The sequence below is a fragment of the Pseudomonas knackmussii B13 genome (assembly GCF_000689415.1).
GTDB lineage: Bacteria > Pseudomonadota > Gammaproteobacteria > Pseudomonadales > Pseudomonadaceae > Pseudomonas > Pseudomonas knackmussii.
In genome coordinates this window covers 1,122,322-1,141,406 of record NZ_HG322950.1, presented here as the reverse complement: position 1 = coordinate 1,141,406, position 19,085 = coordinate 1,122,322, and the positions used below count along the sequence as shown (strand labels likewise).

Below are 19,085 nucleotides of genomic sequence, written 5' to 3'. Positions count from 1 at the left end.
TCAGGCCGCGGCAAACCCTGGCAATACCGGCACCGGGCGTTTCGCCTCGTCGATGGCGACGAAGCTGAACAGCCCGTGGATGGCCTTTTCTCGGCCGTCGGAGGACATGCTCTCGACGAAGACCTCCACTTCCACCTTGAGGCTTGTGTTGCCGACCTTCACCACCCGGCCGATCAGCTCGACGATGGAGCCGGCGGGAATCGGGTGCTTGAAGTCGATGCGGTCGGTCGACACGGTCACCAGCGGCAGGCGGCAGAAACGCGTCGCGGCGATGAAGGACACCTCGTCCATCCAGGCCAGCGCGGTGCCGCCGAACAGGGTGTCGTGGTGATTGGTGGTAAAGGGGAACACCGCCTTGGTCACGCGGGTTTCCGAAAGCTGGGTACGGCGAAGAATTTCCTGATCACGAGGGCTCATGCCACTGCTACCTGATGCATTGAGGGTGGCTGCCGGTGCTGCGGATGTTGTGCTTGTTGTGCGCTGCCGGGAGGCAGTAGAGGGAACGCCGGCCACTGAATGGCAGGCAAGAAAAAAGCAGCCCGTGGGCTGCTTTTTTCGGGAACGACCGGCGAATTAGGCCAGTTTTTCCTTGATGCGAGCTGCCTTGCCGGACAGGTCGCGGAGGTAGTACAGCTTGGCCTTGCGCACGTCGCCGCGACGCTTGACGCTGATGCTGTCAACCAGCGGGCTGTAGGTCTGGAAGGTACGCTCTACGCCAACGCCGTTGGAGATTTTGCGAACGGTGAAAGCGCTGTTCAGGCCGCGGTTACGCTTGCCGATCACGACGCCTTCGAAGGCCTGCAGACGCGAACGGTCGCCTTCCTTCACCTTCACTTGCACGATTACGGTGTCGCCGGGGGCGAACGCCGGAATCTCTTTGTTCATCTGTTCAGCTTCGATCTGCTGAATGATCTTGTTGGTCATGTCAGTGCTCCTAAGACAAGCGCTCGGCGCTCGCCATCGATACGTTAACTATCGTCCCGCTGGCGGATGTATTCCTCCAGCAGCTTCTTCTCTTCTCCAGAAAGCGAGCGGCAATCTAGAAGATCGGCGCGTCGTTCCCAGGTCCTGCCTAGGGCCTGCTGCAAACGCCATCGCCGGATGTGTTCGTGGTTGCCGCTGAGCAGCACCTCAGGAACACGTTTGTCTGCGTACACCTCAGGTCGGGTGTAGTGCGGACAGTCGAGCAGGCCGTCGGTGAACGAATCCTCCTCTGCGGAATCCGCGTGGCCCAATGCACCGGGCAACAAGCGCGTGACCGCGTCAATCAGTACCATCGCCGGAAGCTCACCCCCGGACAACACGTAGTCTCCAATCGACCATTCCTCATCGACATGCTCTTCAATGAAGCGCTCGTCGATGCCTTCGTAACGCCCGGCGATCAGAATCAACCGTTCTTCGTTCGCCAGTTCCTTCACGGCCGCCTGCGTCAACTTGCGACCTTGCGGCGACAGGTAGATCACCTTCGCCGGTCCGCCTGCGGCTTGCCGGGCATCGCCCAGTGCGCCTTCGAGCGGCTTGATTTTCATCACCATGCCGGGACCACCGCCAAAAGGCCGGTCGTCCACCGTCTGGTGACGATCCTCGGTGTTGCTCCGTGGGTTGAAGCATTGAAGCTGAATCAGCTCCTGCTTTACCGCACGACTCGTGATGCCGTAGTCGCTGATGGCGCGAAACATCTCGGGAAAGATGCTGATTACCCCTATCCACATGGGTTAGAAGTCCGCGTCCCAGTCCACCCGAATCTCACCGGCTTCCAGGTCTACCGATTGCACGCACTGGTCCGTATACGGCAACAGGCGTTCACGGTCGTCCAGGCTGCCTGCGCAGGGCTTGACCACCATCACATCGTTGGCGCCGGTCTCCAGCATATGGTCGAGAATCCCGAACAGTTGCCCATTCAGATCGATCACCTTGAGACCTTCCAGCTGGCTCCAGTAGTACTCGCCGTCGTCCAGCTCCGGGAGCTCGCTGCGCGGTACCAGGATCTCGAAATCCGCATAAGTGCGGGCGACTTCGCGATCGTCCAGTCCCTTCAGCTTCGCTACCAGGACATTGCCCTGAACGCGGCCACTGACCAGCTCAGCCTGTCGAACCTCGGTGCCACGCTTGAGCGTCCAGCGCCGGTAATCCAGCAGGTTGTCCAACGGGTCGGTAAAGGAATACACCTTCACCTCACCACGAATGCCATGCACGGAAACTATCTTGCCGAGAACGATCATTTCCTCGGCGGCAGGCATCGTGTTCATCGACTTCAGGCAGCCTTGGCGGCTTCCTTGATCAGCTGAGCAACACGCTCAGACGGTTGAGCGCCTTGGCTCAGCCAGTAGTTCAGACGCTCCTGGTTGACCGACAGCTTAACTTCGGCGCCAGTGGCGACAGGGTTGAAGAAACCGACGCGCTCGACGAAACGGCCGTCGCGAGCGTTGCGGCTGTTGGTCACGGTCAGGTGGTAGAACGGGCGCTTTTTGGAGCCGCCACGAGCCAGACGAATGGTTACCATGCGTACGTTGTTCCTATGGTTTGCTTGCAAAAAAGAAATGCAGCCCCCGGGCACAGAGCCCGAAAGGCCGCATATTCTATGAGCTAAAGCCCCGCGCCGCAAGCCGCAGCACGTCGGCCCGCCGGGTGGGCGGGCCTGCGGGATCACATCTTCGGCATGCCGCCGCCGGGGAACATGCTCCCCATGCCGCGCATCATCTTCGCCATGCCGCCCTTGGCAGTGACCTTCTTCATCATCTTCTGCATCTGCTTGTGCTGCTTGATGAGACGGCCGACGTCCTGCACCTGGGTGCCGGAACCCAGGGCAATACGACGCTTGCGCGAACCGCTGATCACTTCCGGATCGCGACGTTCGCCAGGGGTCATGGAGTTGATGATCGCCTCCATCTGCTTGAACTGCTTCTCCGCCGCGTTCTGCGCGTTGCCCATCTGCGACAGGTTGACGCCGCCGAGCATCGGCAGCTTGTCCATCAGGCTGCCCAGGCCGCCCATGTTCTTCATCTGTTGCAGCTGGTCGCGGAAGTCTTCGAGATCGAAGCCCTTGCCCTTCTTGATCTTCTTCGCGAGCTTCTCGGCCTTCTCGCGATCCATGTTCTGCTCGGCCTGCTCGATCAGGCTGAGCACGTCGCCCATGCCGAGGATGCGCGAGGCCACGCGGTCCGGGTGGAAGGGATCGAGCGCTTCGGTCTTCTCGCCCATGCCGAGGAACTTGATCGGCTTGCCGGTGATGGCGCGCACCGAGAGCGCGGCACCGCCACGGGCGTCGCCGTCGACCTTGGTGAGGATCACGCCGGTCAGCGGCAGGGCTTCATTGAAGGCCTTGGCGGTGTTGGCGGCGTCCTGACCGGTCATGGCGTCGACCACGAACAGGGTTTCCACCGGCTTGATCGCCGCGTGGACCTGCTTGATCTCGTCCATCATCTCGGCGTCGATGTGCAGACGACCGGCGGTATCGACGATGACCACGTCGATGAATTTCAGCTTGGCTTCGCGGATCGCCGCTTCGGCGATGGCTACAGGCTTCTGGCTGGTATCGGAGGGGAAGAAGCTCACCTCGATGTCGTTGGCCAGGGTTTCCAGCTGCTTGATCGCCGCCGGGCGATAGACGTCGGCGGAAACCACCAGCACGGACTTCTTCTTGCGCTCCTTGAGGAAGCGCGCCAGCTTGCCGGCGGTGGTGGTCTTACCGGCACCCTGCAGGCCGGCCATCAGGATGACCGCCGGCGGTGCGGCATTGAGCGCGAGGTCTTCGTTGGCCGCGCCCATCAGCTCGACCAGTTCGGCCTGGACGATCTTCACGAAGGCCTGGCCCGGGGTCAGGCTCTTGGACACCTCGGTGCCGACCGCGCGCTCCTTGATCCGGTTCACGAAGTCCTTGACCACCGGCAGGGCCACGTCGGCCTCGAGCAGGGCCATCCGCACTTCGCGGAGCGTGTCCTTGATGTTGTCCTCGGTCAGCTTGGCCTTGCCGGTGACCTGGCGCAGCGTTTGCGAGAGACGATCTGTAAGGTTTTCGAACATGCGCGTTCCTATCGGGCCTTGGCCGGCCGGGGTGGGCGTTGCAGCAAGCGCGGGATTATAACCAAGACCGCGGCGGCGAACACCGCCGATGATCCACCCGTGCAACGTCATACGGCGCAAAAGCGACGCATTCCCGGCTGCTTTCTCGGCACGGCCTTTATATGCCAAACTCAGCGCTTTTCGACGGACCCTCCAAGGACCTATGCACCCTCTGTTGCCCAGCCTGCTCGCCGCCGTCCTCTACCTCGGCGCCACGGCCCATCACGGCATCCAGCTGGCCCGTCGCGCGGCGCCGCTCAAACCCCTGATCCTGCTCCTCGGCCTGCTGGCGCTGCTGGCACAGGGCCTGAGCCTGTCGCAGCAGCTGATCACCCCGGCCGGCCTGGTACTGGACTTCTTCAACGCCGCCAGCCTGATCTCCGCCGCCATCATCGCCCTGACCCTGCTGGCCTGCCTGCGCATCCCGGTGGAGAACCTGCTGCTCTTCCTCTACCCGCTGGGCGCCGCGACCACGCTGCTGGCGACCCTGGTGCCACACGGCACGCTGGAGCCGATCAACGAGCAGCCCGGCATCCTCGCCCACATCCTGCTCTCGGTGCTGGCCTACGGCCTGCTCACCATCGCGGTGGTCCAGGCGCTGCTGTTGCTGGTCCAGGACCGGCGCCTGAAGCAGAAGCATCCGGCCGGCTGGATCCGCAGCTTCCCTCCGCTGCAGACCATGGAAAGCCTGCTGTTCGGTTTCCTCTGGGGCGGTTGGGTGCTCCTCTCGGCGTCGCTGATCTCCGGCTGGCTGTTCCTCGACAACCTGTTCACCCAGCACCTGGCGCACAAGACCATCCTGTCCTGCTTCGCCTGGGTGGTCTTCGCCGTACTGCTATGGGGACGTCACCAGCTCGGCTGGCGCGGCCACAAGGCAATCCGCTGGACCCTCGCCGGATTCTGCCTGTTGATGCTGGCCTACTTCGGCAGCAAGCTGGTCAAGGAATTCATCCTCCATATCTGATCGAGGGGCAGCACGCCACGCATGGACGATATCCAACCCGGCTACCTGGTCGGTCTGCTGATCTTCCTGCTGTTCTGCTCGGCGTTCTTCTCCAGCGTCGAGACCGGCGTGCTGAGCATCGACCGCTATCGTCTGCGCCACCTGGCCAAGCAGGGCAACCGCGCGGCACGGCGCACCAGCTGGCTGCTGCTGCGCACCGATCGCCTGCTCGGCACCATCCTGATCGGCAACAACCTGGTCAACGTGGTCGCCTCGTCGCTGGCCACCCTCCTCGCCCTGCGCCTGTGGGGCGACTTCGCGGTGGCGCCGACCGCGCTGGTGCTGACGCTGATCCTGCTGATCTTCGGTGAGATCACCCCCAAGACCTACGCCACCCTGCGCCCCGAGCGCGTGGCCTTCCCCGCCAGCCTGCCACTGCTCTGGCTGCAACGCCTGTTCAGCCCGCTGCTGTGGCTGATGAACGGCGTGAGCAACAACATCCTGCGCCTGTTCGGCCTGGACGCCACCCAACGCAAGAGCAAGCCGCTGAGCAGCGACGAACTGCGCAGCGTGGTCAGCGACTCCAGCGAGAAGCTCAGCGGCAACCGCCAGGACATGCTGCTGAGCATCCTCGACCTGGAAAAGATCACCGTGAACGACCTCATGGTGCCGCGCAACGAGGTTCAGGGCATCGACCTGGACGGCGAGCTGGAAAGCATCATCAGCCAGCTGCGCAACACCACCCACACGCGCCTGCCGGTGTTCCGCAACGACATCAACCAGATCGAGGGCATCGTCCACATCCGCCAGATCGCCCGCCTGCTGACCCACGACCAGTTGACCAAGGAAAGCCTGCGCGCCGCCTGCCTCGAGCCCTACTTCATCCCGGAAAGCACGCCGCTGACCACCCAGCTGATCAACTTCCAGAAGCAGAAACGGCGCATCGGCATCGTCGTCGACGAATACGGCGAGGTGATCGGCATCATCACCCTGGAAGACATCCTCGAGGAGATCGTCGGCGAGTTCAGCAACGCCGACGCACTGCGCAACCCGGACATCCACCCGCAGAGCGACGGCACCTACGTCATCGACGGCTCGGCGAACCTGCGCGAGCTCAACCGCACCCTCGGCTGGCAGTTGCCCAGCGAAGGGCCCAAGACCCTCAACGGCCTGGTCACCGAAGCCCTGGAGCAGATTCCGGACTGCCCGGTTTGCCTGCGCATCGGCCCCTATCGCCTGGAAATCCTGCAGTCCGGTGAGAACCGTGTGAAGAGCGTGCGGGTCTGGCTCACCGGGCGCGCCGCTGCGCCCCTGCAGGACAGCCCCGACGAGCTTGCCTGAGCGCGCTGCGACCGCCCTATAATCGCCGCTCTGCTTACCCAGCATCCCGCACCCCGGCCCACACTACCCGCGTGACCGCCGCGGCCCGTCAAGCGCCCACCCGAGCCCGGCCCCACGCCTGCGCCCGGTGAAGCACACGGCCTCGCCCGAACCGGCGCGAGCCCCTTCCCTGCCCGCACCCGGGCGGTGCTTCGCGCCAGGACGACACCACCTTCGCCGCCGGACGCGCCCACAGAGCCGCGCCGGCCCCGACAGACAGGGATATCCCATGAGCACCGCCAGCCTTGCCGCCGCCTCCGAACAGGCGCCCGTCAACTCCACCGCACGGGTCGCGGTCGCCAGTTTCATCGGCACCGCCATCGAGTTCTACGATTTCTACGTCTATGCCACCGCCGCCGCGCTGGTGATCGGTCCGGTGTTCTTCCCGCAAACCGATCCCACGGCGCAGATGCTCAGCGCCTTCGTCACCTTCGGCATCGCCTTCCTCGCCCGGCCGCTGGGCTCGGCGCTGTTCGGCCATTTCGGCGACCGCATCGGCCGCAAGTCGACCCTGGTCGCCTCGCTTCTGCTGATGGGGCTGTCGACCACCCTGATCGGCCTGCTGCCGGGCTACGACAGCATCGGCGCATGGGCCCCTGCCCTGCTCTGCCTGCTGCGCTTCGGCCAGGGCCTGGGGCTGGGCGGCGAATGGGGCGGCGCCGCACTGCTCGCCACCGAGAATGCCCCCAAGCACCGCCGCGCCTGGTTCGGCATGTTCCCGCAGATGGGCCCGTCGATCGGTTTCCTCTGCGCCAACGGCCTGTTCCTGAGCCTGGCCATGCTGCTAAGCGAGGAGCAGTTCCGCAGCTGGGGCTGGCGCGTGCCTTTCATCCTCAGCGCCCTGCTGGTGGTGGTCGGCCTCTACGTGCGCCTGAAACTGGCGGAAACCCCGGTGTTCGCCAAGGCCATGGAACGCCAGGAGCGCTCCAGCCTGCCCATCGCCGAGCTGTTCGCCCATCACTGGCGCCCGGTGGTCCTGGGCGCACTGGCCATGGTCGTGTGCTACGCGCTGTTCTACATATCCACCGTGTTCTCGCTGAGCTTCGGGGTCACCAGCCTCGGCTACACCCGCGAGCAATTCCTCGGCTTGCTGTGCTTCGCCGTGCTCTTCATGGCCGCCGCCACGCCCATCTCCGCCTGGCTCAGTGACCGCTTCGGCCGCCGCCCGGTGCTGATCGCCGGCTGCCTCGCAGCGATCCTCTCCGGCTTCGCCATGCAGCCTCTGCTGAGCCAGGGCTCGTCCGTGGAAGTGGCGATTTTCCTGGCGCTGGAGCTGTTCCTCATGGGGGTGACCTTCGCCCCCATGGGCGCCCTGCTGCCGGAGCTATTCCCCACCCGCGTGCGCTACACCGGCGCGTCGGCGGCTTACAACCTGGGCGGAATCCTCGGCGCCTCGCTGGCGCCCTATGCGGCGCAGAAGCTGGTGAGCCTGGGCGGGCTGAGCTGGGTGGGCGGGTATGTTTCGGTCGCGGCGGCAGTCAGCCTGATTGCCGTGCTGTGCCTGCACGAGACGCGCGAGCAGGAACTCTGAACCGAAGGGCGTGGGAAAGGTGTATCGGCGTACAACCGCGAACGGTTGTACGCCCTACGTCGCTACCAGCCAATCCGCCAGGTGTTCACCCCAGACCTGATAGCCCAGCGCAGAGGGGTGATAGCCGTCGATGGCGAGGTACTGCGGCTGCATTTCCAGGCCGACCGCACAGAACCCGGCGCCTGCAGTTGCAGCGAGCGCCTGGAGCTGACGATCCAGCAGCGTCGCACGCCAACCGAGCAACTGCCGCAGCAGCCAGGGCAAGGCCGTGAAGTGCTGCAACGGCGGCACGGCGGTGCAGACCACTCGTGCGCCACTCGCCTGGAAGTGTTCGATCAGCTGCTGCATCGATGCCAGCCAGCGCTGGCTGGAGCTGAAATGGGTGGTGTCGTTGACGCCGAAGACCAGCGCTACAAGGTCGTAGCGAGCATCGGCGCCAGGCAACAAACGTTCGCAAGCCTCACCGGCGGTGATGCCGTTCTCGCCCAGCGCGCGCCAGGCCACCGGCCGTTGCAGGCGTGACGCCAAGGCCAGCGCCAGGCGCCCAGCGAGAGCGAAATCCAGGCAGGAAGCGCCGACACCCGCCACCGTCGACTCACCGAGCAGCAGCAGGCGCAACGCTTCTCCGGAAAATTCCGCGCCGGCCAGCCCTTCGCAGGCACCGGCGGCGGGAGACAGGCGCAAGGCCGTGCGCCGGGTGCGCACGGCCAGTGGCAGGACCAACGGCATGAGCGGCAGCGCTGCCGCCCACCACGCCAGCCCGGCCAATCGGTTCACAGCTCGATGACTACCGATTCGGCCGAACGGGTCGCCTTGGCCCGCGCCTCGTCGATCGACTCGGCACGCGCCAGGGACACGCCCATGCGGCGCTGGCCGGAGACTTCCGGCTTGCCGAACAGGCGCAGCGCGCTATCCGGCTCGGCGAGGGCGGCCCCCAGGTTGCCGAAGCTGACCTGCTGCGACTCGCCGTCGACCAGGATCACCGCCGAGGCCGAGGGCCCGAACTGACGGATCGCCGGAATCGGCAGGCCGAGGATGGCGCGCGCGTGCAGGGCGAACTCGGAGAGGTCCTGGGAAATCAGGGTCACCAGGCCGGTGTCGTGCGGACGCGGCGAGACTTCGCTGAACCACACCTGGTCGCCCTTCACGAACAGCTCGACGCCGAACAGACCACGGCCGCCCAGGGCCTCGGTGACCGCCTTGGCGACGCGCTCGGACTCGGCCAGCGCTTTCGGGCTCATGGCCTGTGGCTGCCAGGATTCGTGGTAGTCGCCCTTCACCTGACGGTGGCCAATAGGCGCGCAGAAGGTGGTGCCGCCGATGTGGCGAACGGTCAGCAGGGTGATTTCGTATTCGAAGTCGATGAAGCCCTCGACGATCACCCGGCCCTTGCCGGCGCGGCCGCCTTCCTGGGCGTAATCCCAGGCGGCTTTCAGATCGGCATCGGACTTGAGCACGCTCTGGCCCTTGCCGGAGGAGCTCATGATCGGCTTCACCACGCAGGGGTAACCGACCGAAGCCGCGGCCGCAGCGTAGTCCTCGTAGGTATCGGCGAAGTGGTACGGCGAGGTCGGCAGGCCCAGCTCCTCGGCCGCCAGGCGGCGGATGCCTTCGCGGTTCATGGTCAGCTGCGCGGCGCGTGCGGTGGGCACCACGGTGTAGCCTTCGGCCTCCAGCTCGACCAGGGTCGCGGTGGCGATGGCCTCGATTTCCGGGACGATGTAGTGCGGCTTTTCCTGCTCGATCACTGCGCGCAGGGCGGCGCCGTCCAGCATGCTCAGCACGTGACTGCGGTGCGCTACCTGCATGGCCGGCGCGTTGGCGTAGCGGTCGCAGGCGATCACTTCGCAGCCCAGGCGCTGCAGCTCGATCACCACTTCCTTGCCCAGCTCGCCGGAGCCGCAAAGCAGTACACGGGTCGCCGTCGGCGACAGGGGGGTTCCAATACGGGGCATAGCGTCGGACCTCGGGAAGGGGAAGTTCTGTGGCGCGCTAGATCAGCACGCCCTGTTCGCGGGCGCGCTCGGCGCAACGCTGCAGCACCTGGCGGCGCTCGTCGTTGTCCATGCGGCCCCAGCGGGTGATCTCGTCTGCCGTGCGCTGGCAACCCAGGCACACATCGGCATCGTCCAGCGCGCAGACGTGCACGCAGGGCGATGCGACCGGGCGTTCCTGGGTCATTCCTCGTCCTGCTCGGCGAGGTCGCGGGCGTAGCGCTGGGCGTTGTGCACGTAGTGGGCGGCGCTGGCCTCGAGCATCTTCTTCTGCTGCTCGGTCAACTCGCGCACCACCTTGCCGGGCGAACCCATGACCAGCGAGCCATCGGGAATCACCTTGCCCTCGGGGATCAGCGAATTCGCGCCGATGATGCAGTACTTGCCGATCTTCGCGCCGTTGAGCACCACGGCGTTGATGCCGATCAGGCTGTAGTCGTCCACCGTGCAGCCATGCAGCATCACGTTGTGGCCGATGGTCACGCCCTTGCCGAGGGTCAGCGGGAAGCCCATGTCGGTGTGCATCACGGTGCCGTCCTGGACGTTGCTGTTCTCGCCGATGTGGATCAGCTCGTTGTCGCCGCGCAGCACCGCGTTGAACCAGACGCTGGCGCCTGCATCCAGGCGCACCTTGCCGATCACCGCGGCGTTCGGCGCGATCCAGCTGTCGGGATGGGTTTCGACTCGGGCCTGGCCCAGGCGGTATTTCATCGGAAGGTCCTCAGGCATCTCTTGTAATGAGGCTCGCTGCTTCAGCTGAGCTTGATGAATTGCGGCGGCGCTTGGTGCAGGTCGATGTGGTCATCGAACAGCAGGTTGACCAGTTCAACGACCATGATCGCCGACAGGCCCCAGATCTTGTACTCGCCGAAACGATAGCTGGGCACGTACCAGCTGCGGCCGAAGTAGTCGATGCGGTGGGTCATCTCGCGCGGATCGCCGCGGAAGAACTCCAGCGGCACCTTGAACACGGCGGCGATCTCGCCGTCGTTGGGCTTGTACTCGACGAAGTCGGGGACGAAACCGACGAATGGGGTCACCTTGATCCCGTGGCGCGAGACCAGGTCGCTCAGCGGACCGACCACATCCACCAGGCTCGGCGGCAGGGCGATCTCCTCTTCCGCCTCGCGCAGGGCGGTGTGGATCAGGTCGACGTCGTCCGGATCGCGGCGCCCGCCGGGAAAGGCGACCTCACCGCTGTGGGTGGACAGGCCGGTGGCGCGCAGGGTCAGCACCAGCTCTTCGCTGCGGGTGACAGGCAGCAGCACCGCCGCCTCCGGGAGGCCTTGCTCGCTGTTCAGTTCGAGGGGGGTGTGCGCCGTGATGCGCCGGCGCAGCTCGTCCAGCATGCGGACATCCTGCATGTAAGCCGTTCAATCAATTGCGGAATCATGGCACGAAAGGCTCCCCTGCCCAAGCCCCACCCCTTGCTGGCCGGGGGCCCGGACGAGCAAGATGACGACAATCCAGATCGGGGACAGGGCATGAAATTCTGCAGTCAGTGCGGCGCCAGCGTGAGCCTGCGCATTCCCAGCGGCGACAACCGGCCGCGCTACGTGTGCGACAGCTGCCAGACGGTTCACTACCAGAACCCGCGGATCGTCGCCGGCTGCCTGCCGGTCTGGGAAGGCCGCATCCTCCTCTGCCGCCGCGCTATCGCGCCGCGCCAGGGTTACTGGACGCTGCCGGCCGGCTTCATGGAGAACGGCGAGACCATGGAACAGGCCGCCGCCCGCGAAACCCTGGAAGAAGCCTGTGCGCGGGTCAGTGGCCTGCAGCTGTATACGCTCTTCGACCTGCCGCACATCAGCCAGCTGTATGTGTTCTTCCGCGCCGAGCTGGCCGACCTGGACTTCGCTGCCGGCGAAGAGAGCCTGGAGGTGCAGCTGTTCGACGAGTCGGAGATTCCCTGGTCGGAGCTGGCTTTCCCCACCGTGGGCCGTACCTTAGAATGCTACCTCGGCGACCGGCGCGAGCAGGACTTCCCGGTACGCAACGAGACCATTGCACCGATGCAAGGTCATAACAAGAAGACCTGATCACTTTTCATACAGCCGTCGTTCGCGGCGCTTTATCGAACACCCGGGGGATTCCGTTCCATGCGCTGGCTGCTTGCCTTTCTGTGCCTGACCTTTGCCACCTTCACGCAGGCGAATGCGACGCCGACGCTGCAAGGCCCGATCGACAAGGTCCTGGTCCTAAAGTCCGAGCACAAGCTGCACCTGCTGAGCAACGGCAAGATCCTCAAGAGCTATCGCATCTCCCTGGGCAAGAGCCCGCGCGGCCCCAAGCTGGCCGAGGGCGACAACCGCACGCCGGAAGGCTTCTACTGGATCGACTGGCGCAAGACCAGCGACAAGTTCAACCTGTCGATCCACATCTCCTACCCCAACGCCCGTGACGTCGCTCGCGCCCGCGAGAAGGGCCTGGCACCCGGCGGCATGATCATGATCCACGGCACGCCGCTGAGCGACGAATACCCGGAGTGGTACTTCTCCACGCTGGATTGGACCAATGGCTGCATCGCCATGACCAACGACGACATCCGCGAGCTCTGGGGCCTGGTGAAGGACGGCACGCTGATCGAAATCCGCCCCTGAGGGTGCGGCAACGAAAAAGGCGCCCGAGGGCGCCTTTTTCATGGGTAGCGATTCAAAACACCATGTCTGACAGTCGCCAGACCTCGAAAGCTGGCGTCTCGTAGGGATGCGCCGCCTTCAGCGCCTTGACCGAGTCGTGGATCAGCTCGTCGGCCACCACCATCTCGACCTTCCATTCGGCCACTCGCTCGACCTGGCCGGCCTGGCCAAGGAACGGATTGCTGCCCTGCAGCGGGCGGAACTGGCCTTGGCCCAAGGCTTGCCAGCAACAACTGTCATAAGCACCGATGCGTCCTGCACCTGCGGCGAACACCGCCTTCTTCACCGTCTCCAGGTGAGTTTCGGGAACGTAGAAACACAATTTGTACATCGGACGCTCCGAGTCGGAAGACTGAACCGGGTTGGGAGTCGAGTGCGAATGCTGCCACAGGTAATGGCACATTGCCTCTACAGACCCACGGGTCACATACAGAAAATTTCGACAGCGCGAATGTCTTCACGTTCTGAATGCCAGAGTGGCGCTGCGAGAAATGTGACGGACAGCCGATTCAGGCGAATTCACTCTCCGATAAAGCGACGCCAGCGGGCAGCCCAACCTTTGGCGGGTGGCGCATGACTGCCGTCGCAATACGGCAGGCTGGCGGAGCGACCGCAGCGGCAGAGCAGCAGCAGGCGTTCGCGCGGCACGCTCAGCTCCAGTGCATCGCGGCAGTCGGCCGGGCAGTCCGGCAGCGTCGATGAGCGTCCGCATTGGCAAAGGCGCTGCGGCTGGCCGGGTTCGACGCGGCGGACTTCAGGGAGGATATCCACAGGCATTCCTTTCCTCGATCAACCGGCGGCAGAACGAAAAAGGGGAAGGCATGAGCCTTCCCCTTTTCCTCTTTCAGGTGCGGCCTTAGCCCACCCAGACACGCGCATTGCGGAACATACGCATCCAGCCGGCGTCTTCCTGCCACTCGTCCGGGCGCCAGGAGTTCTGCACGGCGCGGAATACACGCTCCGGGTGCGGCATCATGATGGTCACGCGGCCGTCGCGGCTGGTCAGGCCGGTGATGCCACGCGGCGAACCGTTGGGGTTGGCCGGGTAGCTCTCGGTGACCTTGCCGAAGTTGTCGACGAAGCGCAGCGCCACGCAGCCGGACAGGTCCGACTCAAGCAGGGCTTCCTCGCTCTCGAACTCCGCATGGCCCTCGCCGTGGGCGATGGCGATCGGCATACGCGAACCGGCCATGCCCTGCAGGAAGATCGACTGCGACTCCTGCACCTGGACCATCGCCACGCGCGCTTCGAACTGCTCGGAGCGGTTGCGCACGAAGTGCGGCCAGAACTCGGTGCCGGGGATCAGTTCGTGCAGGTTGGACATCATCTGGCAACCGTTGCACACGCCGAGGGCGAAGCTGTCCTTGCGCTCGAAGAAGGCCTGGAAGCCATCGCGGGCACGGGCGTTGAACAGGATCGACTTGGCCCAGCCCTCACCGGCGCCCAGTACGTCGCCGTAGGAGAAGCCGCCGCAAGCCACGAGGCCCTTGAAGTCTTCCAGGCTGACGCGACCGGCGAGGATGTCGCTCATGTGCACGTCCACCGCGGCGAAGCCGGCGCGGTCGAATGCCGCCGCCATTTCCACCTGGCCGTTGACGCCCTGCTCACGGAGGATCGCCACTTGCGGGCGCACGCCTTTCTTGATGTAGGGCGCGGCGATGTCTTCGTTGACGTCGTAGCTGAGCTTGGCCGACAGACCGGGGTTGTCTTCCTGCAGCAGGCCGTCGAACTCCTGGTCGGCGCAGTCGGCGTTGTCGCGCAGGCGCTGGATCTGGTAGCTGGTTTCGCTCCAGACACGGTGCAGCACGCGGCGCTCGGCGCTGTAGACAGCTTCGCCGTTGAAGCTCAGGTCGATGGCGTCGCCGGCGACCGGCTGGCCGATCACGGCCACGCAATCGCCCAGGCCGGCGGCACTGAACTGCGCCAGCACTTCCGGCGTTGCGTCTTCGCGAACCTGGATGACTGCGCCCAGCTCTTCGCTGAACAGTGCGGCAGCCAGTTCCTCGCGGCTGGCGGCCAGCGCGTCGAGACGCAGGGCCAGGCCGCAGTGGCCGGCAAAGGCCATTTCCAGCGCGGCGGCCAGCAGGCCACCGTCGGAACGGTCGTGGTAGGCCAGCAGGTGGCCGTCGGCGTTCAGGCCCTGGATCACGGCGAAGAAGGCCTTGAGGTCTTCGGCGTCGTCGACGTCGGGAACCTGCTGGCCGAGCTTGCCGTAGGTCTGCGCCAGGATCGAACCGCCCAGGCGGTTCTTGCCGCGGCCGAGGTCGATCAGGATCAGGTCGCTGTCACCCTTGTCCAGGCGCAGCTGCGGAGTCAGCGACTGGCGCACGTCGGTCACCGGGGCGAAGCCGGAGATGATCAGCGACAGCGGCGAGGTCACGCTCTTCTCTTGGTTGCCATCCTGCCAGCGGGTCTTCATGGACATGGAGTCCTTGCCCACCGGGATGGTGATGCCCAGCTGCGGGCACAGTTCCATGCCAACGGCCTTGACCGTGTCGTACAGGCGCGCGTCCTCGCCCGGGTGGCCGGCAGCGGCCATCCAGTTGGCCGACAGCTTGATGTCGGAGATCTTCTCGATGCGCGCGGCGGCCAGGTTGGTGATGGTCTCGCCGATCGCCATGCGGCCGGAGGCCGGGGCATCGAGCAGGGCCAGCGGAGTGCGCTCGCCCATGGCCATGGCTTCACCGGTGTAGACATCGAAGCTGGTCGCGGTGACGGCGCAGTCGGCCACCGGTACCTGCCAGGGGCCAACCATCTGGTCGCGGTTGACCAGGCCGGTGATGGTGCGGTCGCCGATGGTGATCAGGAAGTTCTTGCTGGCCACGGCCGGGTGACGCAGCACGCGCTCGGTGGCTTCGCCGATGTTCAGCGCGGAGGCGTCGAAGTCGTCGCCGATTTCGGCTTCACGGGCGACCGAACGGTGCATGCGCGGCGGCTTGCCGAGCAGCACGTCGAGCGGCATGTCCACCGGCTTGTTGCCGAAGTGGCTGTCGGCGACGGTCAGGTGCGGCTCGGCGATGGCTTCGCCGACCACGGCGAACGGGCAGCGCTCACGCTCGCAGATGGCTTTGAAGGCCTCGAAGTCGGCGGCGTCCACGGAGAGCACGTAGCGCTCCTGGGACTCGTTGCACCAGATCTCCAGCGGGCTCATGCCCGGCTCGTCGTTGGGCACCGCGCGCAGCTCGAAGCGGCCACCGCGGCCACCGTCGTTGATCAGTTCCGGCAGGGCGTTGGAGATGCCGCCGGCGCCGACGTCGTGGATGAACTTGATCGGGTTGTTGTCGCCCATCTGCCAGCAGCGGTCGATGACCTCCTGACAGCGGCGTTCCATTTCCGGGTTCTCGCGCTGCACCGAGGCGAAGTCCAGGTCGGCAGCGGAAGCGCCGGTGGCCATGGAGGAGGCCGCACCGCCGCCCAGGCCGATCAGCATGGCCGGGCCACCGAGCACGATCAGCTTGGCGCCGACCGAGATCTCGCCCTTCTGCACGTGGTCTTCACGGATGTTGCCCAGGCCGCCGGCGATCATGATCGGCTTGTGGTAGCCACGGACTTCCTCGCCGCGCGGGGTGGCGATGGCCTGCTCGAAGGTACGGAAGTAACCGGTCAGGTTGGGACGGCCGAACTCGTTGTTGAACGCGGCGCCGCCCAGCGGGCCTTCGATCATGATGTCCAGCGGGGTGACGATGCGCTCGGGCTTGCCGTAAGGCACTTCCCAGGGCTGCTCGAAACCGGGGATGTTCAGGTTGGAAACGGTGAAGCCGACCAGGCCAGCCTTGGGCTTGGCGCCGCGACCGGTCGCGCCTTCGTCGCGAATCTCGCCGCCGGAGCCAGTGGAGGCGCCGGGGAACGGGGCGATGGCGGTCGGGTGGTTGTGCGTCTCGACCTTCATCAGGATGTGCACCGGCTCTTGGCTGGCGGCGTACTGACGGGTCTGCGGATCGGGGTAGAAGCGTCCGGCGACCGAGCCGGTCATGACCGCGGCGTTGTCCTTGTAGGCGGACAGCACGCCTTCGCGGTGCATTTCATAGGTGTTCTTGATCATGCCGAACAGGCTCTTTTCCTGAGCCTGGCCGTCGATGTCCCAACTGGCGTTGAAGATCTTGTGGCGGCAGTGCTCGGAGTTGGCCTGGGCGAACATCATCAGCTCGACGTCGTGCGGGTTGCGGCCCATCTCGACGAAGCTCTTCACCAGGTAGTCGATCTCGTCTTCGGCCAGGGCCAGGCCCAGTTCGACGTTGGCCTTTTCCAGGGCTGCGCGGCCACCGCCGAGGATGTCGACGGCGGTCAGCGGCTTGGGCTGGGCATGGCTGAACAGGCCGGCGGCCTCTTCCAGTTGCGCCAGCACCAGCTGGGTCATGCGGTCGTGCAGGCGGGCAGCGACCAGTTGCGCGTCGGCTTCGCTCAGCTCACCGCTGACGTAGAAGGCGATGCCGCGCTCGATGCGCTCGATCTTGGCCAGGCCGCAGTTGCGGGCGATGTCCGATGCCTTGCTCGACCACGGCGAGATGGTGCCGAAGCGCGGTACGACCAGGAACAGACGACCTGCGGGCTCCTGCACGGGTACGCTCGGGCCATATTTCAGCAGGCGTGCGAGGACCTGTTCTTCCTCGGCGTTGAGGGCTCCGGTGACCTCGGCGAAGTGCGCAAACTCGGCATACAGCCCGGTTACGGCGGGCACATGCTGGGTCAGCAGGTCGAGCAGTTTGCCGTGGCGGAAAGCGGAAAGGGCGGGAGCACCGCGCAGGATCAGCATTGTCGGAACAGCCTCTGGAGACAGGGGAAATCGCAGAGCCGGGAGGGCCGGCCCGCAGAGGCCGTGCATTCTACCGTAAAGCGAGGGCCGGCGGCACCCGCAGCTCGGCTGATCACACCCCCTTTCGGCCATTTCTTGTGCAGCGACCGCCAGCGATCTTCGAAGGGCTTCGAGGATGGCGCCCGGGCGCGCGCCAGAGCCCCGTCGGTGGCGCACTGCGCGAATCCGCGTGCGCCGGGAAGCCGACGGCTAGCAGAGATGCCCCGGACTGTCCAGATATTGGGCCGGGTAACCTTGTCGTATACTGCGTCGATGTTTGCCCACAACGTGTCCCGCGCGCGCTCCGCCGTATGGATCCTGGCGACCTTTATCTTTCTGCTGCTCTCCGGCTGTAGCGAGGCGAAAACGCCTACGGTCCTGGAGAAGGTGCAGAAGGACGGTGTGCTGCGCGTGATCACCCGCAACAGCCCTGCCACCTACTTCCAGGATCGCAATGGCGAGACCGGCTTCGAATACGAGCTGGCCAAGCGCTTCGCCGATCGCCTGGGCGTGAAGCTGGAAATCCAGACCGCCGACAACCTCGAAGACCTCTACGCCAAGCTCGGCAAGGCCGGCGGTTCCGACCTGGCTGCCGCCGGCCTGACACCGGGTGGCGAGTACGCCGGGCAAGTGCGTTTCTCGCACGCCTACCTCGACGTCACCCCGCAGGTCATCTACCGCAATGGCGCGCCGCGCCCGACCCGCCCGGAAGACCTCGTCGGCAAGCGCATCGTCGTGCTCAAGGGCAGCAGCCACGCCGCGCAACTCGCCGAACTGAAGAAGCGCTACCCGAAGCTGGACTACAAGGAGTCCGACGCCGACGAGATCGTCGACCTGCTCGGCCAGGTGGACTCCGGCGACATCGACCTGACCCTGGTCGACTCCAACGAGCTGGCGATGAACCAGGTCTACTTCCCCAACATCCGCGTCGCCTTCGACCTCGGCGACACCCGCGGCCTGGCCTGGGCACTGCCAAGCGGCGACGACAGCAGCCTGTACGACGAGGTCAACAAGTTCCTCGACCAGGCCAAGCAGGACGGCACCCTGCAGCATCTGAAGGATCGCTACTACGGCCACGTCGACGTGCTCGGTTACGTCGGCGCCTATACCTTCGCCCAGCACCTGCAGCAGCGCCTGCCGCGCTACGAACAACCGTTCCGGCAGATCGCCCAGAGCCTGCAGATGGACTGGCGCCTGCTCGCCGCCATCGGCTACCAGGAGTCCATGTGGCAGCCCGACGCCACCTCCAAGACCGGCGTGCGCGGCCTGATGATGCTGACCAACCGCACCGCGCAGGCCATGGGTGTGTCCAACCGTCTCGACCCGAAACAGAGCATCCAGGGCGGCGGCAAGTATTTCGACCAGATTCGCGACGAGCTGCCGGATAGCATCAAGGAACCGGACCGCACCTGGTTCGCCCTCGCCGCCTACAACATCGGCGGTGCGCACCTGGACGACGCGCGCAAGCTGGCCCAGCAGGAAGGCCTGAACCCGGACAAGTGGCTGGATGTAAAGAAGATGCTGCCGCGCCTGGGACAGAAGCAGTGGTACCGCAAGACCCGCTACGGCTATGCGCGCGGCGGCGAAACCGTGCACTTCGTGCAGAACATCCGCCGCTACTACGACATCCTGACCTGGGTGACCCAGCCGCAGATGGAAGGCGGCCAGCTCGCCGAGAGCGGCCTGCACCTGCCGGGGGTGAACAAGACCCGGCCGAACGAGAATCCGGACGAGAAGCTCTGAC

20 protein-coding genes are annotated in these 19,085 nt (G+C 65.3%); 6 read left to right on the top strand and 14 right to left on the bottom strand.

From position 1 onward, the window contains the following. The 6 genes from PKB_RS05415 to ffh all read right to left on the bottom strand — a co-directional run bounded on the left by PKB_RS05415 (position 1) and on the right by ffh (position 4,023). Complete coding sequence (locus PKB_RS05415) at positions 1-417, bottom strand: acyl-CoA thioesterase (protein WP_043249675.1); 417 nt, start codon at positions 415-417, stop codon at positions 1-3. Positions 418-573: 156 nt separating this feature from the next. Further along, positions 574-924 (bottom strand): 50S ribosomal protein L19, encoded by a 351-nt coding sequence (gene rplS / locus PKB_RS05410; protein WP_043249673.1) that lies wholly within the window; start codon positions 922-924, stop codon positions 574-576. Between the two features lie 44 nt (positions 925-968). Further along, positions 969-1,712 carry a tRNA (guanosine(37)-N1)-methyltransferase TrmD gene (gene trmD, locus PKB_RS05405; protein ID WP_043249672.1) on the bottom strand — a complete coding sequence of 248 codons (744 nt, stop codon included), beginning with the start codon at positions 1,710-1,712 and terminating at the stop codon, positions 969-971. Between the two features lie 3 nt (positions 1,713-1,715). Beyond that, positions 1,716-2,249: a ribosome maturation factor RimM gene (gene rimM / locus PKB_RS05400; RefSeq protein WP_043249668.1), complete on the bottom strand. Its 534-nt coding sequence runs from the start codon at positions 2,247-2,249 to the stop codon at positions 1,716-1,718. Between the two features lie 5 nt (positions 2,250-2,254). After that, positions 2,255-2,503 (bottom strand): 30S ribosomal protein S16, encoded by a 249-nt coding sequence (gene rpsP, locus PKB_RS05395; RefSeq protein WP_024766882.1) that lies wholly within the window; start codon positions 2,501-2,503, stop codon positions 2,255-2,257. A gap of 143 nt (positions 2,504-2,646) precedes the next feature. Continuing rightward, positions 2,647-4,023 (bottom strand): signal recognition particle protein, encoded by a 1,377-nt coding sequence (ffh, locus tag PKB_RS05390; protein WP_043249664.1) that lies wholly within the window; start codon positions 4,021-4,023, stop codon positions 2,647-2,649. Positions 4,024-4,225: 202 nt separating this feature from the next. Between ffh and PKB_RS05385 the strand changes: the two genes are divergently transcribed. The 3 genes from PKB_RS05385 to PKB_RS05375 all read left to right on the top strand — a co-directional run bounded on the left by PKB_RS05385 (position 4,226) and on the right by PKB_RS05375 (position 7,916). Then, positions 4,226-5,026 carry a cytochrome C assembly family protein gene (locus PKB_RS05385; RefSeq protein ID WP_043249662.1) on the top strand — a complete coding sequence of 267 codons (801 nt, stop codon included), beginning with the start codon at positions 4,226-4,228 and terminating at the stop codon, positions 5,024-5,026. 21 nt (positions 5,027-5,047) lie between these two features. Further along, positions 5,048-6,346 (top strand): HlyC/CorC family transporter, encoded by a 1,299-nt coding sequence (locus PKB_RS05380; RefSeq protein WP_043249660.1) that lies wholly within the window; start codon positions 5,048-5,050, stop codon positions 6,344-6,346. Between the two features lie 268 nt (positions 6,347-6,614). Beyond that, entirely contained in the window at positions 6,615-7,916 is a 1,302-nt protein-coding gene (locus PKB_RS05375) for an MFS transporter (RefSeq protein WP_043249658.1), read from the top strand. Between the two features lie 54 nt (positions 7,917-7,970). On the opposite strand, the gene PKB_RS05370 is transcribed toward PKB_RS05375, so the two are convergent. The 5 genes from PKB_RS05370 to PKB_RS05350 are packed head-to-tail and all read right to left on the bottom strand — an operon-like array spanning position 7,971 to position 11,259. Continuing rightward, the gene (locus PKB_RS05370) at positions 7,971-8,693 is read right to left on the bottom strand and encodes an SGNH/GDSL hydrolase family protein (protein ID WP_043249655.1); all 723 of its coding nucleotides are present in this window, start codon (positions 8,691-8,693) and stop codon (positions 7,971-7,973) included. Next, positions 8,690-9,871, bottom strand: coding sequence for a formate-dependent phosphoribosylglycinamide formyltransferase (gene purT, locus PKB_RS05365; RefSeq protein WP_043249653.1), 1,182 nt, complete (start codon positions 9,869-9,871; stop codon positions 8,690-8,692). Before purT ends, PKB_RS05370 begins: the two co-directional genes overlap by 4 nt. 37 nt (positions 9,872-9,908) lie before the next feature. Beyond that, positions 9,909-10,097: a DUF1289 domain-containing protein gene (locus PKB_RS05360; protein WP_043249650.1), complete on the bottom strand. Its 189-nt coding sequence runs from the start codon at positions 10,095-10,097 to the stop codon at positions 9,909-9,911. Then, entirely contained in the window at positions 10,094-10,621 is a 528-nt protein-coding gene (locus tag PKB_RS05355) for a gamma carbonic anhydrase family protein (RefSeq protein ID WP_043249648.1), read from the bottom strand. Before PKB_RS05355 ends, PKB_RS05360 begins: the two co-directional genes overlap by 4 nt. A gap of 41 nt (positions 10,622-10,662) precedes the next feature. After that, a complete protein-coding gene (locus tag PKB_RS05350; protein ID WP_043249646.1) occupies positions 10,663-11,259 on the bottom strand; it encodes a CoA pyrophosphatase in 597 nt (198 codons plus the stop codon). Between the two features lie 135 nt (positions 11,260-11,394). Here PKB_RS05350 and PKB_RS05345 point away from each other — a divergent pair, with 135 nt between their 5' ends. Together PKB_RS05345 and PKB_RS05340 are read left to right on the top strand one after the other, a co-directional pair. Then, positions 11,395-11,949 (top strand): NUDIX hydrolase, encoded by a 555-nt coding sequence (locus PKB_RS05345; RefSeq protein WP_043249644.1) that lies wholly within the window; start codon positions 11,395-11,397, stop codon positions 11,947-11,949. Between the two features lie 60 nt (positions 11,950-12,009). After that, positions 12,010-12,510, top strand: a complete 501-nt coding sequence (locus tag PKB_RS05340) for a L,D-transpeptidase family protein (protein ID WP_043249643.1) — start codon at positions 12,010-12,012, stop codon at positions 12,508-12,510. A gap of 52 nt (positions 12,511-12,562) precedes the next feature. Here PKB_RS05340 and PKB_RS05335 read toward each other — a convergent pair whose 3' ends face one another. The 3 genes from PKB_RS05335 to purL form a co-directional block, all read right to left on the bottom strand. Further along, on the bottom strand, positions 12,563-12,880 hold the full coding sequence (locus tag PKB_RS05335) for a YqfO family protein (protein WP_043249641.1): 318 nt from the start codon (positions 12,878-12,880) through the stop codon (positions 12,563-12,565). Positions 12,881-13,068: 188 nt separating this feature from the next. Continuing rightward, complete coding sequence (locus PKB_RS05330) at positions 13,069-13,326, bottom strand: CDGSH iron-sulfur domain-containing protein (protein WP_043249639.1); 258 nt, start codon at positions 13,324-13,326, stop codon at positions 13,069-13,071. 79 nt (positions 13,327-13,405) lie between these two features. Continuing rightward, the gene (purL, locus tag PKB_RS05325) at positions 13,406-17,302 is read right to left on the bottom strand and encodes a phosphoribosylformylglycinamidine synthase (protein WP_043249637.1); all 3,897 of its coding nucleotides are present in this window, start codon (positions 17,300-17,302) and stop codon (positions 13,406-13,408) included. Between the two features lie 312 nt (positions 17,303-17,614). Between purL and mltF the strand changes: the two genes are divergently transcribed. After that, positions 17,615-19,084: a membrane-bound lytic murein transglycosylase MltF gene (mltF, locus tag PKB_RS05320; RefSeq protein WP_043249635.1), complete on the top strand. Its 1,470-nt coding sequence runs from the start codon at positions 17,615-17,617 to the stop codon at positions 19,082-19,084. Position 19,085: the final 1 nt, after the last annotated feature.

What these genes read in the sequence shown, in the direction of transcription:
- PKB_RS05375 (WP_043249658.1), top strand. Translation starts at nt 6,615, where the DNA reads ATGAGCACCGCCAGCCTTGCCGCCGCCTCCGAACAGGCGCCCGTCAAC.
- PKB_RS05360 (WP_043249650.1), bottom strand. Translation starts at nt 10,097, where the DNA reads ATGACCCAGGAACGCCCGGTCGCATCGCCCTGCGTGCACGTCTGCGCG.
- trmD (WP_043249672.1), bottom strand. Translation starts at nt 1,712, where the DNA reads ATGTGGATAGGGGTAATCAGCATCTTTCCCGAGATGTTTCGCGCCATC.
- PKB_RS05340 (WP_043249643.1), top strand. Translation starts at nt 12,010, where the DNA reads ATGCGCTGGCTGCTTGCCTTTCTGTGCCTGACCTTTGCCACCTTCACG.
- rpsP (WP_024766882.1), bottom strand. Translation starts at nt 2,503, where the DNA reads ATGGTAACCATTCGTCTGGCTCGTGGCGGCTCCAAAAAGCGCCCGTTC.
- ffh (WP_043249664.1), bottom strand. Translation starts at nt 4,023, where the DNA reads ATGTTCGAAAACCTTACAGATCGTCTCTCGCAAACGCTGCGCCAGGTC.
- PKB_RS05380 (WP_043249660.1), top strand. Translation starts at nt 5,048, where the DNA reads ATGGACGATATCCAACCCGGCTACCTGGTCGGTCTGCTGATCTTCCTG.
- purL (WP_043249637.1), bottom strand. Translation starts at nt 17,302, where the DNA reads ATGCTGATCCTGCGCGGTGCTCCCGCCCTTTCCGCTTTCCGCCACGGC.
- PKB_RS05415 (WP_043249675.1), bottom strand. Translation starts at nt 417, where the DNA reads ATGAGCCCTCGTGATCAGGAAATTCTTCGCCGTACCCAGCTTTCGGAA.
- PKB_RS05385 (WP_043249662.1), top strand. Translation starts at nt 4,226, where the DNA reads ATGCACCCTCTGTTGCCCAGCCTGCTCGCCGCCGTCCTCTACCTCGGC.
- purT (WP_043249653.1), bottom strand. Translation starts at nt 9,871, where the DNA reads ATGCCCCGTATTGGAACCCCCCTGTCGCCGACGGCGACCCGTGTACTG.
- mltF (WP_043249635.1), top strand. Translation starts at nt 17,615, where the DNA reads ATGTTTGCCCACAACGTGTCCCGCGCGCGCTCCGCCGTATGGATCCTG.
- PKB_RS05330 (WP_043249639.1), bottom strand. Translation starts at nt 13,326, where the DNA reads ATGCCTGTGGATATCCTCCCTGAAGTCCGCCGCGTCGAACCCGGCCAG.
- PKB_RS05350 (WP_043249646.1), bottom strand. Translation starts at nt 11,259, where the DNA reads ATGCTGGACGAGCTGCGCCGGCGCATCACGGCGCACACCCCCCTCGAA.
- PKB_RS05355 (WP_043249648.1), bottom strand. Translation starts at nt 10,621, where the DNA reads ATGAAATACCGCCTGGGCCAGGCCCGAGTCGAAACCCATCCCGACAGC.
- PKB_RS05345 (WP_043249644.1), top strand. Translation starts at nt 11,395, where the DNA reads ATGAAATTCTGCAGTCAGTGCGGCGCCAGCGTGAGCCTGCGCATTCCC.
- PKB_RS05335 (WP_043249641.1), bottom strand. Translation starts at nt 12,880, where the DNA reads ATGTACAAATTGTGTTTCTACGTTCCCGAAACTCACCTGGAGACGGTG.
- rplS (WP_043249673.1), bottom strand. Translation starts at nt 924, where the DNA reads ATGACCAACAAGATCATTCAGCAGATCGAAGCTGAACAGATGAACAAA.
- rimM (WP_043249668.1), bottom strand. Translation starts at nt 2,249, where the DNA reads ATGAACACGATGCCTGCCGCCGAGGAAATGATCGTTCTCGGCAAGATA.